General features: G+C 64.3%; 14 protein-coding genes and 1 pseudogene. 11 read left to right on the forward strand and 4 right to left on the reverse strand.

Annotated features, from left to right (window positions below):
• The first annotated feature begins 105 nt into the window (after positions 1 to 105).
• The 11 genes from THIDRDRAFT_RS12880 to THIDRDRAFT_RS12930 all read left to right on the forward strand — a co-directional run bounded on the left by THIDRDRAFT_RS12880 (position 106) and on the right by THIDRDRAFT_RS12930 (position 11,423).
• Complete coding sequence (locus THIDRDRAFT_RS12880) at positions 106 to 360, forward strand: FeoA family protein (RefSeq protein WP_007041292.1); 255 nt, start codon at positions 106 to 108, stop codon at positions 358 to 360.
• Positions 353 to 2,890, forward strand: a complete 2,538-nt coding sequence (gene feoB / locus THIDRDRAFT_RS12885) for a ferrous iron transport protein B (protein WP_007041293.1) — start codon at positions 353 to 355, stop codon at positions 2,888 to 2,890. Before THIDRDRAFT_RS12880 ends, feoB begins: the two co-directional genes overlap by 8 nt.
• On the forward strand, positions 2,887 to 3,138 hold the full coding sequence (locus THIDRDRAFT_RS12890) for a hypothetical protein (protein ID WP_007041294.1): 252 nt from the start codon (positions 2,887 to 2,889) through the stop codon (positions 3,136 to 3,138). Before feoB ends, THIDRDRAFT_RS12890 begins: the two co-directional genes overlap by 4 nt.
• A gap of 193 nt (positions 3,139 to 3,331) precedes the next feature.
• Positions 3,332 to 4,213, forward strand: coding sequence for an ABC transporter ATP-binding protein (locus THIDRDRAFT_RS12895; protein WP_040844791.1), 882 nt, complete (start codon positions 3,332 to 3,334; stop codon positions 4,211 to 4,213).
• Positions 4,214 to 4,215: 2 nt separating this feature from the next.
• Positions 4,216 to 4,881, forward strand: a complete 666-nt coding sequence (locus tag THIDRDRAFT_RS12900; RefSeq protein ID WP_007041296.1) for a hypothetical protein — start codon at positions 4,216 to 4,218, stop codon at positions 4,879 to 4,881.
• A gap of 6 nt (positions 4,882 to 4,887) precedes the next feature.
• Positions 4,888 to 6,144 carry a DUF4857 domain-containing protein gene (locus tag THIDRDRAFT_RS12905; protein ID WP_007041297.1) on the forward strand — a complete coding sequence of 419 codons (1,257 nt, stop codon included), beginning with the start codon at positions 4,888 to 4,890 and terminating at the stop codon, positions 6,142 to 6,144.
• Positions 6,145 to 6,148: 4 nt separating this feature from the next.
• A complete protein-coding gene (locus THIDRDRAFT_RS12910) occupies positions 6,149 to 6,769 on the forward strand; it encodes a hypothetical protein (RefSeq protein ID WP_007041298.1) in 621 nt (206 codons plus the stop codon).
• 78 nt (positions 6,770 to 6,847) lie between these two features.
• Complete coding sequence (locus THIDRDRAFT_RS12915) at positions 6,848 to 7,894, forward strand: GGDEF domain-containing protein (RefSeq protein WP_245535844.1); 1,047 nt, start codon at positions 6,848 to 6,850, stop codon at positions 7,892 to 7,894.
• The gene (locus THIDRDRAFT_RS23850) at positions 7,860 to 8,879 is read left to right on the forward strand and encodes an HD-GYP domain-containing protein (RefSeq protein ID WP_007041300.1); all 1,020 of its coding nucleotides are present in this window, start codon (positions 7,860 to 7,862) and stop codon (positions 8,877 to 8,879) included. Before THIDRDRAFT_RS12915 ends, THIDRDRAFT_RS23850 begins: the two co-directional genes overlap by 35 nt.
• A 223-nt stretch (positions 8,880 to 9,102) precedes the next feature.
• The gene (locus THIDRDRAFT_RS12925) at positions 9,103 to 10,500 is read left to right on the forward strand and encodes a hypothetical protein (protein WP_040844792.1); all 1,398 of its coding nucleotides are present in this window, start codon (positions 9,103 to 9,105) and stop codon (positions 10,498 to 10,500) included.
• Positions 10,452 to 11,423: a RibD family protein gene (locus THIDRDRAFT_RS12930; protein WP_007041302.1), complete on the forward strand. Its 972-nt coding sequence runs from the start codon at positions 10,452 to 10,454 to the stop codon at positions 11,421 to 11,423. The genes THIDRDRAFT_RS12925 and THIDRDRAFT_RS12930 overlap by 49 nt, the downstream gene beginning before the upstream one ends.
• 26 nt (positions 11,424 to 11,449) lie before the next feature.
• Here the strand turns inward: THIDRDRAFT_RS12930 and THIDRDRAFT_RS12935 are convergent, their stop codons facing one another.
• The 4 genes and pseudogenes from THIDRDRAFT_RS12935 to THIDRDRAFT_RS12950 all read right to left on the reverse strand — a co-directional run bounded on the left by THIDRDRAFT_RS12935 (position 11,450) and on the right by THIDRDRAFT_RS12950 (position 13,968).
• On the reverse strand, positions 11,450 to 11,719 hold the full coding sequence (locus tag THIDRDRAFT_RS12935) for a DUF2442 domain-containing protein (RefSeq protein WP_007041303.1): 270 nt from the start codon (positions 11,717 to 11,719) through the stop codon (positions 11,450 to 11,452).
• Positions 11,712 to 12,056, reverse strand: a pseudogene (locus THIDRDRAFT_RS27220) (DUF4160 domain-containing protein). The gene THIDRDRAFT_RS12935 and the pseudogene THIDRDRAFT_RS27220 overlap by 8 nt, the downstream one beginning before the upstream one ends.
• Positions 12,057 to 12,078: 22 nt before the next feature.
• On the reverse strand, positions 12,079 to 12,657 hold the full coding sequence (locus THIDRDRAFT_RS12945; RefSeq protein WP_007041304.1) for an SOUL family heme-binding protein: 579 nt from the start codon (positions 12,655 to 12,657) through the stop codon (positions 12,079 to 12,081).
• Between the two features lie 186 nt (positions 12,658 to 12,843).
• Complete coding sequence (locus tag THIDRDRAFT_RS12950; RefSeq protein WP_007041305.1) at positions 12,844 to 13,968, reverse strand: zinc-binding metallopeptidase family protein; 1,125 nt, start codon at positions 13,966 to 13,968, stop codon at positions 12,844 to 12,846.
• Positions 13,969 to 14,088 lie beyond the last annotated feature (120 nt).

Raw genomic sequence — 14,088 nt, forward strand, 5'->3', positions numbered from 1 at the left:
CGCAAGGAGTTAATTTGATCAAATGATAATCCTTATCGTTTGCGTCAAATAAAGACTAGTGCGTAGAATTCGTATTCATTCGCAATCCGAGCCTCGAACTTCCCCATGCCCAAGTCCCCAGAGCGCCCCGCGCTCACGCTCAACGACATCCGCCCCGGGCGTCGCGCCCGAATCCGCCGACACCTCGCCCGAGGGGCGGTCCGACAGCGGCTCATGGACCTAGGGCTCATGCCGAACGTCGAGGTGATCCTGGTGCGCAGCGCGCCGCTCGGCGACCCCATCGAGCTCAAGCTGGAGGCCACCAGTCTGACCCTGCGCCGCCGTGAGGCATCGACCATCGAGATCTTCGACGATGAATGAGCGCAACGACCTACTCGTGGCCCTGGCGGGTCAGCAGAACGCAGGCAAATCCACCCTCTTCAACATGCTCACCGGGGCGCGCCAGCACGTCGCCAACTATCCGGGCGTCACGGTCGACAAGAAATACGGCCAGTACAGCGACACCGAGGGCGTGGTGCGCACGGTGGACCTGCCGGGCACCTACAGCCTGACCTCCTTCTCGCTCGAGGAACGGGTGGCGCGCGACTTCCTGATCCAGGAGCGCCCGGACGTCACGATCAACGTGGTGGACGGCTCGAATCTGCACCGCTCGCTGCACCTGACCCTGCAGATCCTGGAGATGGAGCTGCCAGTGGTGCTGGCGCTGAACATGATGGACGTGGCCGAGGGCCGCGGACTCGCGATCGACCAGGCGGCCCTGTCCACGCGACTGGGTCTGCCCGTGGTGCGCACCGTGGGTCGTAAGGGCGAGGGACGCGCCCCGCTGCGCACCGCGATCCGCGCCCTGGCCGCAGCGGACAAGCCGCAAACGACCAAGTTCCCAGTCACCTACGGCCCGCTCGAGCCGGATCTGGTCGCACTCACCCAGGCGATTCAGACCACGCCCGAGCTGACCGGGATGCCGGCCCGCTGGCTTGCGCTCAAGCTGCTGGAGTGCGACGCACAGGCGGCGACATGGGTCCGCGAGCGGCTCGAGCCGGCCCAAGCTGAGCCATTGCTGGAACAGGCCGCCGCTCTGAGCGCGACCTTCGAGCGGAACAATGGACTGGACGTTTCCGATCATCTGGTGAGCTGCCGCGAGCGCGCCGTCTCCAACCTGCTCGACGGCGTCACGACCGACCCCGAGAGCGGCCGCCCGACACTGACCGATCGCATCGATCGGGTCCTCCTCAATCGTCTGGCGGCCCCCGCCTTCCTGGTCCTCACGGTCTTCCTCATCTACCAGATCGCCATCGTCTGGGGCTACGAGTTGACCAACTACACCTGGCCGATACTCGCCAAGACCCGCGAGCTGATCGCCGGGGTGCTGCCCGAGGCCGGATTCCTGGTCGATCCCTACACCCGGTCCATGGGCCTGTGGCTGGTCGACTCGGCCAACACACTGCTCAACTACGTGCCCATCTTCCTGATCCTCTTCGCCCTGATCGCCATGCTCGAGGACTCGGGCTACATGGCGCGCATCGCCTTCATCCTCGACAAGGTGCTGCACAGATTCGGGCTGCACGGACAGAGCACCCTCCCCCTGATCCTCGGCGGCGTCTTCGCCGGCGGCTGTGCCGTGCCCGGGGTCATGGCCACCAAGGGCATCCCGGACAACCGCGCGCGCATGGCCACCATCCTGACCGTGCCCTTCATGAACTGTCTGGCCAAGGTCCCGCTCTACACCTTGCTGCTCGGCATCTTCTTCGTCGAAGACAAGTCGCTGATGATGTTCTACATCTCGACCATGACCATCATCTTTGCCCTGCTGGTCTCCAAGCTGTTGACCAAGACGGTGCTGCGCGGCGAGGAGACCTCGCCCTTCGTGATGGAGCTGCCGACCTATCATCTGCCGACGGTCTCGGGCGTGCTGCGTCGAGCCTTCGAGCGCACCTGGATCTACATCAAGAAGGTCGGCACCATCGTGGTCGCGGTGGCCGTGGTGGTCTTCACCCTGCTGCAGTTCCCGGGCGTCCCCGAGGAGCGCATGGCCGAATTCGAGCACCGGGGCGAGGCGGCCGTGGTCGCCTTCGAGCGAGCGATGGCCGGCAATGCCTATCAGCGGCTCGCGACCGCAGAGCACATCGGTCCGCTGGTCAACTACTACAACGACTACAAGCGCGCCAAGCTCAACGCCTCGGGCGCTGAAGGGTCGCGGGCCGTCAACGCCCGCTTCGAGCAGCGCAATCCCGAGTACTACCCACTGGTCTCGCGCCCCAAGGGTGACAAGGACGCACGCAAGGCCAACCGCTACCTACGCAAGCTCAGCTCGGAACGCAAGTCGATCCGCCGCGAGATGAAGGAAGAGCGCATCACCAATTCGCTGCTCGGCATGATCGGGCGCAGCATGGAGCCCGTGACCCAGTTCGCCGGCTTCGACTGGAAGATCAACGTCGCCCTGCTGTCCTCCTTCGCCGCGCGCGAGAGCAGCGTCGCGACCCTGGGCGTGCTCTTCCAGCAGGACGAGGACCAGAACGCCTCGCTCGAGGAGCGCATGGGCGCCGAGACCATGGCGGGCGGGGCCACCGCGCTGCTGGGGACGGCCATCATCCTCTTCTTCGCGCTCTATCCGCCCTGTCTGGCGACCACGGTCATGGTCAAGGTCCAGACCGGATCCTATAAGTGGATGATCTTCTCCATCGTCTTCCCGACCCTGCTCGGACTGGGCGTGGCGAGCGCCGTCTATAGCATCGGGCTGGCCACCGGGACATCCGGTATCGCCATGATGAGCTGGACCTATTTCAGCGCCCTGGCACTGCTTCTGATCCTCGGCTTTCTGGGCGGTCGCAGCGGACGCAACCTTCGATCCACGAGCGTCGATTCGACCGAAACGGGAGAGGTGCGCGCATGAGCCATGCTGAACAATCCACTCAGACCGTCGAGCAGATCCAGTCTGGGACGGAGACGGCGGAGTCCGTGGTCAACACGAGCACCCCGCTCGGCTGGGCCGACATCGCCATCGCCGCCGTGATCGTCGCCGTGGCCTTCCACTACCTCTATCGCAAGCTGTGGCGCAGACGCGGACAGTGCGAGGGATGTGCAAGCAAGGGCAAGGAAGGCTGCGCCGTCAACAAGGTCGAACCACCCAAAATGCCGTAGGGTGCAATAGGCCGCGCAACCGGACGAAACGCCGTTCGGACGCTTGGCGCCGAGGTTTCATGCACCGCGTGCCTAACGGGAGCATGGCGCGGCCGTATTGCGCCGCATGTGGGACGGGTACGAAGCCGAATGGGATTATCCATTCGGCGCAATACGCTTCGCTATTGCGCCCTACGTCGATGACCGAGGAAAGATGTCCGCCATCCACGTCGATCGGATCACGCACCGCTACGGTCAGCGCACCCTCTATCGGGACCTGAGCTTCCGGGTTCCCGAGGGGCGCGTGGTCGCCCTGCTCGGCAAGAACGGGGTCGGAAAGACCACGCTGATCCGTCTGCTCATGGGCTTCCTGCGACCCAGCGGCGGGAGCTGCCGGGTGCTCGGGGAGGATGCGCACGACCTCTCGCCGGCGACCCGCGCCCGTATCGGTCTGCTGCTCGAGGGGCATCTGACCTACGACTTCATGAGCATCGAGCAGATCGAGCGCTTCCATCGGCCCTTCTATCCGGGCTGGCGGCGGGAGCTCTACTACGATCTCGTCGATCGTCTCGGACTGCCCTACAGCCACAAGATCGGCAACATGTCCTGCGGTCAGCGCTCCCAGGTCGTGCTCGGACTCATCTTCGCCCAGAACCCGGAGCTGATGATCCTGGACGATTATTCGATGGGGCTCGACGCGGGCTACCGCCGGCTGTTCCTCGACTATCTGCAGGACTATCTGAATCAGGGCGGAAAGACGGTCTTCGTCACATCCCACGTGGTCCAGGACATGGAATCCCTGGTGGACGAGGTGATCTTCCTGCAGCGCGGCGGCGAGCTGCTCCAGATGGATCTCGCGGACTTCCGGCGCGACTATCGCTGCTATGCGTTCGAGCGGGAAGGCACGGAGCCGCCGCGCCCGGACGCGCTCATCCGCTCGGTGGACACCCATGGCGGCCAGCCGAGGCTCTATGCCTTCGCCGAACGTGACGGGGTCGAGAAGCATCTGGCCGAACACTGGCCCGGCGTGAGGCTCGGCGAAGAGCTGGCGATGACCCTGGAAGACGCCTTCATCGGACTCACGGGGAAATACTGAGCATGCTGGGTGCCATCATCCTGAAGGAATGGCTCAAGATCCGCTGGGTCTGGGGTGCCGCGCTGCTGGTCCACCTCGGCATGCTGGTCTATCTGCTGCTCGCGATGCGGCACCAGTTCCAGGTCGAGCACTCCGAGATGATCTGGTACTGGGCCTTCGAGCTGCGTCGTCTGCTCTACACCCAGATCCAGTATCTCCCCGCCCTGACCGGGGCAGTCATCGCGGCCGCCCAGTTCGGTCCCGAAATGCTCGGCGGACGCTTCCGGCTCTCGCTGCATCTGCCCGTGCGCGGCGACCTGCTGGTCTGGAGCTGGGTCGGCTTCGGCGCGCTCATGGGCGGTCTGCTCGCGTTGCTCGACGGGGCCGGACTCTATTGGATCATCTCGACCTGGTTCCCGCACGAGGCGGCCGAGAGCGCCCTATTGACCGCCCTGCCCTGGCTGCTCGGCGGCTGGGTCGCCTATTTCGGCACCACGCTCGCCCTGCTGGAGCCAAGCAGGGCACGGCGTGCGGTCTATGCCGGGCTGACGCTGGCCTTCCTCGCCCTGCTCGACCAGGGGCACGGCTATCAGGAATACGACCGGATCATGCCCCAGCTGACCGGTCTGGCCCTGCTGCTCCTGCCTGCCGTCATCCTGCCCGCGCACCGCTATCGTCACCGGAGCTGATCCACCATGACCGCCCGACTCGCCCGCTGGTCACTGCTCCTGCTGACGATCCTGCTGCTGGCCATCTGGATCCCCCAGGCCAAGGAACTGCTGTTCGACGACCGCTTCGACAAGACCCAGCTCTTCTTCAGCCCGGTGATCGAACGCTTCGTCTACAAGGAGCTGATCGGCGAGGGCCACCAGTTCGTCTATCGCGACCAGGACGGCACGGACTACGACCGCGAGTCCTTCGAGACACTCATCCCCTTCATCTATTACAAAAACATGGAGCTCTGGGGCCGGCTGCCGCTCGTGCTAGGCGAGCATCGCTTCGACAAGGCCGCCATCGTCGCCGAGCGCCAAGTGATGGAGTTCAAGCCCCAGGACCTGTCCGATCAGGCCCCGCGCATCCAGCTCTTTCCGCTGCTCGAGTCCAATCCGGGGCGCGCGCGTCTGCGATTTCCCGAGGACATCATGCGTGCGGGCGAGCAGCTCGACTTCATCGACAGCGACGCCAACCGGTTCGATCCCGAGCTGACTCGAACCTTCACCCAGGCACTGGAACAGGCGGGCTTCCGCTTCCCGGTCCGGGCCGCATTCGGTCGGGTCTCCATCCTCAAGGCGTTCGATGCCGGCTATTTCTTGCTCGACAGCCGGGGGTCGCTCTTCCATCTCAGACGTCTCGACGGCGCACCCGAGGTCGCGGCCGTGCCCATCCCAGAGGGCATCGCGGTGCGCGACATCAAGGTGACCGAGAACAAACGGCACGAGCTGATCGGCTTCCTGCTGGCCGAGGACGGACGGCTCTTTCTCATGACCGAACGCGATCACGACCTGATCGCACTGGATCTTCCGGGCTACGACCCCGACCGCATGGAGCTGAAGATTCTCTTCAACCCGCTCTACCGCATCGCCGTCTATTCGGATCGGGAGACCATCCATGCCGTCGTCATGGACCGCGATTACCACCCCATCGATCGTTACGCGCGGCGCATGGCCATGGCCCGAGAGCGGCCGGTCGACAGGGTTTGGGAGATGCTGGTCCCCTTCGATCTGAATCTGCACGACCCGGACAGCCGCTATCTGAGCCTGGACGCACGCTTCCATGGTCTGGCTGCGGCGATCGGCGTGGCGGCCTCGCTGCTGCTGGCGCTGGAGATCCTGCGCCTGCGCGGCATCCGTCCCACGCGCGCCCGGATGGACCTGCTGCTCGTCCTCTTCGCCGGCCTCTATGGACTGCTGGCGCTCATCCTCATCCCGCCCGAGCGCGGCGACGAAACCTGAGACCATGTCCCTGCTGAGACGCCACGCTCCCGCTCCACCCCCGGAGATCCTGGTCGTCATCGGCGCCCATCGCGACGAGCTGGCCTTCGGCGATCAGGTGGCGGCACGGCTGGACGGCACGCGCTTCGGCCTGCTGCGAATCCCTCAGGGTCTCTCGGGCGAGCACCCGAGACCGGATCAGGTCGCCCTCTTCCGCCAACGTCACCAGGATCTCTATCTCCAGCTCCTGGATCATGTCGCGCCACACCATCGTCTGCTCGTCGACCTCCACTGCGGGGTCAATCAGGGCGGATACTGTGGCGACGTCCTCTGTGCCGATCATCGGCTGCTCGACTGCGTGGCCGACCATGCCGCCGAACTCGGCGCCCCGGTGCGATGCATCACCCTGGTCTCGAACACCCGGACCCTGTCCAGGACCTCCCACCTGGTGGCGCGGCCCGAGATCCCTGAGGCCGTCTGGAATCGCTCCAGTCCGATCTACGTGGGTCTGGAGGTCTATCTGTGCGACGAAGGCTCGGGCAGCCAGCAGGAGCGGCGCTTCGCCGAATCCTTGATCGGACGCGTCGCCGACTGCTCCGAGTCGCTACGCGATCGAAATGGACAGAGACGCCTTGACCTCAAATAGGAATAATTATCAATACAACTAAAGGGCGGCATGATAGAATGCGCCCCGTTGTCGATATTTGGTGGATGGGTCAATCGCGTGCAGATCAAGATTGGCGCGAGGCTCATGCTGGCGAACATGGCTGTTCTGGGCATCAGCCTGGCAATTTTCGGCCCACTGCTGCAAGAGGCAGATCCGGGCATTCTGATGATTTTCTGTCTGCTGACGGCGGTTGCCAGCCTGACGCTAACCCCCTTCCTACTCCCCTGGATCTGCTCACGCGACCTGAGGGCCATACAAGAGGTGATCACCGGGCTCAAGCGGGGCAATTTCGATGTGCCCTTGAAGATCGCGCCCGAGCCCTCGGATCCGGACGACGAGTACGAACTGAACCGTCTCAAGCGCGAGATCCACTGGATGCGCCGTGCGCTCGCGATGCGCGAGCAGAACATCCGCCGGCAGTCCGAGCATATCCTGAACCTCAACGAGGCGCTGCGCATCGAGGCGATCACAGACACCTTGACCGGGCTCTACAACGCGCGTCATTTCTGGGAATGTATCGGCCAATGCTTCAACGGGCATTTGCACACGGGCGAACCCTTCGCCTTCGTCATCCTAGACATCGATTTCTTCAAGCGGATCAACGATACCTATGGCCATCCGGGGGGCGACCGGGTGCTCGAGGAGTTCGCCCGGACCTTGCGCGAGCACACCCGTGAAACCGATGTCGTGGCCCGGATCGGCGGCGAGGAGTTCGCGCTCATCCTCCACCGGGTCTCGTCCCGGGACACCCAGGACCTGCTGCATCGATTGCACGGCCAGCTGCGCGAGCATCAGATCCAGCTGACCCCGGACACCCTGGTCAAGATCACGGTCAGCATCGGCTACTACGTGATCGAACAGCAACCACCCGCGCTCCTAGCCCATCCCGATACGGCCGAGGACATCGTCAAACGCGCCGACGATGCGCTCTATTGGGTCAAGAACAACGGACGCGACGGCATCATGGCTTGGCACGAACTGACCAAGGACTATCGCGAGCGCCGGCTCAAACTCAGAGTCTCGAACCGGCCGCCCTCCTATCCACACCAGAGCACCGATACAGCAGTCGATGACGGCGATTCCCGAACGCGTACGCTTGCATGAGGTCATAGACGTCGTCCTGACGACGCTGGACGCACGCGACCCCTATACCTACGAGCACTCGTTCCGAGTCGCTCTACTCTCCGAGATGATGGCCCGCGAGCTGGGTCTGCCGTGCGAGATCCAGCAGCAGACCCATGTCGCCGCCCAGCTGCACGACATCGGCAAGATCGGCATCGCGGATCAGGTGCTCAACAAGGCGGGACGGCTCAACCGCGACGAGATGCTCGAGATCCAGCGCCATCCGAGCATCGGTTTCAACATCCTCAGCCGGCTTCCAACCTTCCACGAGGTCGCGACCATCGTGCTGCATCACCACGAGCGGTTCGACGGAGAGGGATATCCGGAGCGGCTCGCCGGCGAGGCCATCCCGCTGGGGTCCCGGATCATCTCCGTGGCCGACGCCTTCGACGCCATGACCTCGAACCGTCCCTACCGCAGGGCACTGACGATCGACGAGGCCATCGCCGAGATCCAGCGACACGCGTACGAGCAATTCGATCCGCAGATCGCGGCCAGCATCACCAGGCTGCGCGACGCGCTTCACGAGCATCTGACCAACGGCCACACCCCGATCAACGGCGGCCACCATGCCTATGTGGGTCACGAGGACCTGATGCACTCGCGCATCGTTCAGAACACGGGCTTCTTCGTCGAGGACGACGGCCCCATCCGGCGCGCCATTCCATCCACCCTCTTCGGGCGCGACTGGACGCGCAACCTCTACAGCCGCTACCACGCGCTCCAGCACCAGGCCAGCCGCAAGGGCATTCCCTTCCACTGGAACAGCTTCTCCGACTTTCTGACCGCCCTCGCCAGGGTGGCCCCGGATGACTATCACCCGGAGACCCACCGCTTCAGCTTCGATCTCAAGCGCACCGACGCCCAGGGTCGGCGCCTGGGCTACTGCCTGGACACCATGAGCGTCCGACCCACGACGACACCGCACCGATCTCCCGGCACCGCCCGCCACAATGCGGATGCCTGATCCGTCGGGCCAGATCAGACGGTCCTGACCCGAGCGATCGCCCGGCAACTGCGGAGCCGGGCTTGTGCAATGGACCGTCGGCACCATCTCATCCGCTATCCGGTTTGGATGGTACCCCATAGGCGGATCCTTGCCCCTTCAGCGCCCAGATGCATCCCGCTCCAGTGCGCCAGCCGCGATCGCGTCCCCAACGGGGAACGGTGATGCGTCCACCGACGTCCTCTTGATCCTGGTGGCAGGGGCCTATCTGATCGCGTCCCTGGCCGGGCTGCCCCTCTATGCCGACGGCGGTCACTATCTGTTCCGCATCATCGTCGACGGCGTCCCCTATGTCCCCGATGGTCGCCTGGCCGCCGTCATCCCGCAGCTCCCGGCCTGGTTCGCCGCGCGTCTGGACACCGGACTCGCGGCGATCAGACTGGCCTTCTCCGTCAGCTATCTGCTGCTGCCCTTGGTATCGCTCCTGACCTGCTGGCTGATCCTGCGCCGGACCGCGCCCTGGCTCATGGTCCTTCCGGCGACCGGGGCATTGCTGAACCAGATCAATGCCTCCGGTGTCTCGGAGCTGCTCGCCCTCATCGATCTGATGTGGCCGCTGGTGCTGGCACTGAGTCTGGAGGGACATCGCCGGGGCGTCAGGTCGCTCGTCTGGCTGGCCGGACCGCTGATGGTGACCCTGCATCCGGTCTCGCTCCTTGCCTGCCTGACGCTTGCCTTGGCGGTCTGGCTGACGAGCCGCGACCTGCGGCTGACGATCTGGCTGGGGATCTGTGCCCTGGGTAGGCTCGCCTGGAGCCTGATGGGGCTCAGCGGCTACGAGCAGTCACATCTGGTCGGCGACGGCGCACTCTGGTACCTGCTGACACAGACGCCGGGCCAGCACGCCATGCTGGCGGTCGTCACACTCATCGGTCTGGCGGTCACCTGGGAGTCGGGGAGCAGGTCGGGACGGCTTCCGAGATGGATGCCCAGGGTCGCGGCCGGTCTGCTGCTGGTAGCCGCCGCCCTCGTCGGCCATGAGCTGATCTGGGGACAGGGCTGGCGTCTGAAGTCCGGGATCACCTTCGTCGTGCAGCTCGGCCTGATGATGGCCGTCACCCTCAGCGTGCCAGTCGCGAATGGGCGTCGAGGATCGACTCCATTGGGATCCGACATACGCTGGTCGTCCGTCCGCGATGCCGCACTGTTCGCGATCGCCGCCCTGATGCTGGTCAAAACCGCCGCCTGGTGGACCGCGACACGCGGACTGCAGAATCTCGTCAGCGAACCCGGTGGACCCTGCATCCAGCATACCCGACAGGCCCCATTCGCCCTGCAGTGGCCCTGGATGGCCCCGATCGACGAATGGAACGCCCCGATGAACGCGCTGCTGTTCCGGCCGGACTTCCGCCCGTCCGGCAGCGAGAACCTGGCCCCGATCGCCGTCCTGCTCCCGCGTGATGGCTGCGCGCGCGCCGCCGCGACCGGCATGGCTTACATGACCCCTTGGCTGCCGGTATCCTGGACTCGCCTGGAACAGCATTTTGGTCCGCTGAGACCCATGATCCCCAACCCACCGATGGAGCGACGAGCATGGATCCAAGCACCCAAACCGACGCCGAGGACCGGCTCTGGTCTCTGATCCTCGCCGCCTCGCGCCTGGTGCGCACAGGCGATCTGGATCCCGGTATCGCGACCGGCTTCAGCTTCTCCGACGGGCCGGATGCGTCGCTCCGGCCAGTCCCCGAGGGACGCGATGGCGCGGACATCCAGTGGCGTCCAGGAGAGGGCTGGAACCTGACCGAGACGCCGACCCAGGACCCTATGCGCTCGCTCGCCGAGCTCTATCTGCCGCTCTGTACGCCAGTGACCGAAGGATGCACAGCGGTCGCCCATCTGGGCCAGAGCATCGACAGCTGCGTGGCGACCGCCAACGGCGACTCCTGCTACGTCACCGGCGACGAGAATCTGCGCCATCTGCACCGGATGCGCGCACTCTCGGATGCGGTTCTGGTGGGGACCGAGACCGCCGCTTGCGACAACCCCAGGCTCACGACGCGCCTGGTCGCCGGGGACAATGCCATCCGCATCGTCCTCGACCGCTGCCGCCGGCTGCCCCCGGATCTCGGGGTCTTCACCGACGGCGCTGCGGAGACCTGGCTGGTCTGCGACGAGTCCCGGCTTGGGGATTCGGGCACTGTCCCCAAGCGTGGACGCCTGATCGGCGTCCCGACCCGCGACGACCGTCTCGATCTGGCGGCGCTGATCCAGAGGCTCGCCGAACTCGGTATCCGGCGTCTCTTCATCGAAGGCGGCGGCGTGGCCGTCTCGGCCTTCGTAGCGGAGAATCTGGTGGACCGGCTGCAAGTCGCGATCGCGCCGCTCTTGATCGGCGGCGGACGACTCGGCCTATCGCCGCCGGCGAGCGACCTGCTGCGCAACGCCATCTGTCCCTGCTCCCGCCTCTATCGCATGGGCAAGGACGTCCTCTACGACATGGACATGCGCCGCCCCCGCGACGGACGTTCGGATCGCCCGCCGACGGGGTTGCAGCGAATCGCCTGAGCTCGAGTCAGGCGATTCGACCGATCTCAAGCAACCCTGTCGAGCGGAAGCAGCCCGCCCTCCTCGCGCAAACGTCGCTGAATGCCTCCACCGCTGAGTTCGAATCCGTTGGGCCAGCAGAGAGCGCCCAGTTCGAGGAAAAACTGCCGGAAGAAGTCTTCATTCTCCAGCGGCTTGACCATCTCGGTGCCTCGCGCAATCAGGTGTTGCAGATCGTAGTCACCTCGGGTGCCGTCCGAAAAGTCCAACCGGATGACGCGATCTTGAAGAAACTCGGCCTTGACGATCTTAATCATTGTCGGCTCCAGGAATTCTCCGAAGTGGTTGCAGTGCGATAGCGCGCTGCCAATTGTCCCATAGCGCTTCCTGATGCTCGGCGCACCACTCCTTGATCAGCTTCGCAGCCTTTTTCGGCAGCCGCCCTTCGAGCAATTCTCCGGTCTCGATCGAGACCAATGCCTCCGCACCCTAGTACTCCACATGGAAGTGAGGAGGGGCATGGTCGTCGAAATACATGCGGACATAGAGTCCGAAAAAGCAGGATATGATCGGCATGGCCACCTCTGGTCGGGATCGTCCCTTCAAACGCGACCAGGGCCTCGCGGATCTCGGGATCTCGGTACGGCGAAGCATACAGAGATCTGAAGATCCAAACCTAAGGCGATGCAATCTCCAGCATCACCTCATTGCGCCTCATGAACCATGGGGTGAAGGGCGGGTTGTAGCGGGCGTAGACGGGCTCGCCGACCGTTTCCAAACCGGCCTCCCGGATGGCCGAGCGAAGGATGCCAAGGTTCTTCTCGTAATTGTCGCGGGTCCAGCGCCCGGAGTAGCGGCGTACGGCCATGAGCTTGGCCGGCTCCTCGCGCAGATGCACGCGCGCATCGTTTGGCGTCGGCAGGGTGTCCAGGCTGTAACCGGACGGCATCACGAAGCTGACGACATAGGTGCCCGGCTTCCCCTCGCCCGCCTGTTGGCTGACCGGGGCCGTCATACGGATCTTTTCGCTCTGATCCTCGGCGGGACGCTGGTTGACCGGCGCCGTCATGTCCATCTTGGTCTTGGAGCGGTTGTTGCCGAAGATGTAGTCGGCGAGGATGCGGAAGGCCTGATTGCCCGCCTCGTCGAAATCATCCCCAACCGCCGTCTCCGCCACCAGATAGGGCGCATATTGGCGCAGCTCGAACATGGGGTAGGTGCGTGTCACCTCGTAGCTCGGTTCTTCGATGGCCATCGGGGCTCCTCCGCTGAAGAACGCCAAAATCAGGAACAGGAGTCCTGCGATCGGAGTCGGGCGTATGTCTCTTGTGTTCATCGATTCGACGCCGTCATGCTGACGGTCTCTTCTGTTGCCATGGGACCTACCTCTATTGGTGCGGCCGGATGGAATCAAAGGGGATGTTCCGGTGACCGGCGTGGATCAGCGGCCAGACGCCTCCCGGATGATCCGATGCACGTACTCCATCTTCTCGATCGCCGGCTGGGGTAGCACGAATGGATAGAGATCCTGCTGACCCATGCTTTGGTTGAGGCTGTTGATCGCCGAGGTGAGCGGCACCCAGTTGTCGATGATCGGCTGGAAGTCCGCGATGTCGTAAGGGTCGAATTCCGGGTCCGCACGCTGCACGCTCCCGTCCGGCAGGCGTCGCTCCACCTCGAGCCCGTAATGGGCCGCAGTCTCCATTGTGTCGGTGATGTGCATGTAGTGGGCCCAGGTCTCGGCCCAGTCCTCCCAGGGATGGCTGCTGGCGTAGGGGGTGATGAAATGGTCCTGCCAGTCGGCGGGCGGTCCGTCGCGATAATGGTCGTCGAGGGCCTGCTGGTAATTCCGTTGCTCGTCGCCGAAGCGTGAGCGGAAGCCCTCCAGACGTCCACCGTCCCGGATGAGCAGATCCCAGTAGTAATGGCCGATCTCATGGCGAAAGTGGCCCACCAGGGTGCGGTAGGTTTCGTTCATATCCACCCGGATTCGTTCTCGATTGGCCGAGTCCGCCTCGTCGATGTCGATGGTGATGACACCGTCGGCATGACCGGTCATGACGGCCTGGCCCGGTGGCGCATCCTGGCTGGAGGGAAAGTCGAAGAGGATGCCCTGCTCCGGGTCCTCGGTCCGCGCTCTCATCGGCAATCCGAGCCGGATCAGGCCATAGGCGAGGCGCCGCTTCCCGCATTCGATGCGGTACCACTTTTCGAGATTGCCCGGACGGTCGAGATTGGGGATCGTCCGATTCGTGCGACACACGGGGCAAAGGCTGTCGGCGGCATCGGCCGGGACCATCCAGTTGCAGACGTTGTACTGGGTGTAATTGGCACACTTGCGATACCGCCGGGTATTGTCCGGAATCTCAGGGCGGCGGCTGAACCGGCTCAAACGGCGCAGCTTGTCCGTGGGTGGAATCGGCGTCCAGGTCCCGCCGGGCTGCTCCTGCAAGGCCGCCAGACGCAGCTCCTCCGGAATGAACCCCAAGACCGCACCGCAATGGATGCAGGTGTGGTTCGTGAAATAGATCGGCTGACCGCAGGATTGGCAGGCGAAGGTGCGCATCGGTTGGGTTTTGGATGGAAATCGAATATGGAGATAGACCCGACAGATCGGAATTGGTGTGTTAGACAGCGCGCGCAAACCCTCTCAGATCGACCACTCACCCAACACTCAGCCGATACC

Origin of the sequence: Thiorhodococcus drewsii AZ1 (genome assembly GCF_000224065.1) — a bacterium.
Classification (GTDB): domain Bacteria; phylum Pseudomonadota; class Gammaproteobacteria; order Chromatiales; family Chromatiaceae; genus Imhoffiella; species Imhoffiella drewsii.

Bases quoted from the DNA above. Each gene is read 5' to 3' on its own strand.
- THIDRDRAFT_RS12880 (WP_007041292.1), top strand. From the start codon at position 106: ATGCCCAAGTCCCCAGAGCGCCCCGCGCTCACGCTCAACGACATCCGC.
- feoB (WP_007041293.1), top strand. From the start codon at position 353: ATGAATGAGCGCAACGACCTACTCGTGGCCCTGGCGGGTCAGCAGAAC.
- THIDRDRAFT_RS12890 (WP_007041294.1), top strand. From the start codon at position 2,887: ATGAGCCATGCTGAACAATCCACTCAGACCGTCGAGCAGATCCAGTCT.
- THIDRDRAFT_RS12895 (WP_040844791.1), top strand. From the start codon at position 3,332: ATGTCCGCCATCCACGTCGATCGGATCACGCACCGCTACGGTCAGCGC.
- THIDRDRAFT_RS12900 (WP_007041296.1), top strand. From the start codon at position 4,216: ATGCTGGGTGCCATCATCCTGAAGGAATGGCTCAAGATCCGCTGGGTC.
- THIDRDRAFT_RS12905 (WP_007041297.1), top strand. From the start codon at position 4,888: ATGACCGCCCGACTCGCCCGCTGGTCACTGCTCCTGCTGACGATCCTG.
- THIDRDRAFT_RS12910 (WP_007041298.1), top strand. From the start codon at position 6,149: ATGTCCCTGCTGAGACGCCACGCTCCCGCTCCACCCCCGGAGATCCTG.
- THIDRDRAFT_RS23850 (WP_007041300.1), top strand. From the start codon at position 7,860: ATGACGGCGATTCCCGAACGCGTACGCTTGCATGAGGTCATAGACGTC.
- THIDRDRAFT_RS12930 (WP_007041302.1), top strand. From the start codon at position 10,452: ATGGATCCAAGCACCCAAACCGACGCCGAGGACCGGCTCTGGTCTCTG.
- THIDRDRAFT_RS12935 (WP_007041303.1), bottom strand. From the start codon at position 11,719: ATGATTAAGATCGTCAAGGCCGAGTTTCTTCAAGATCGCGTCATCCGG.
- THIDRDRAFT_RS12945 (WP_007041304.1), bottom strand. From the start codon at position 12,657: ATGGCCATCGAAGAACCGAGCTACGAGGTGACACGCACCTACCCCATG.
- THIDRDRAFT_RS12950 (WP_007041305.1), bottom strand. From the start codon at position 13,968: ATGCGCACCTTCGCCTGCCAATCCTGCGGTCAGCCGATCTATTTCACG.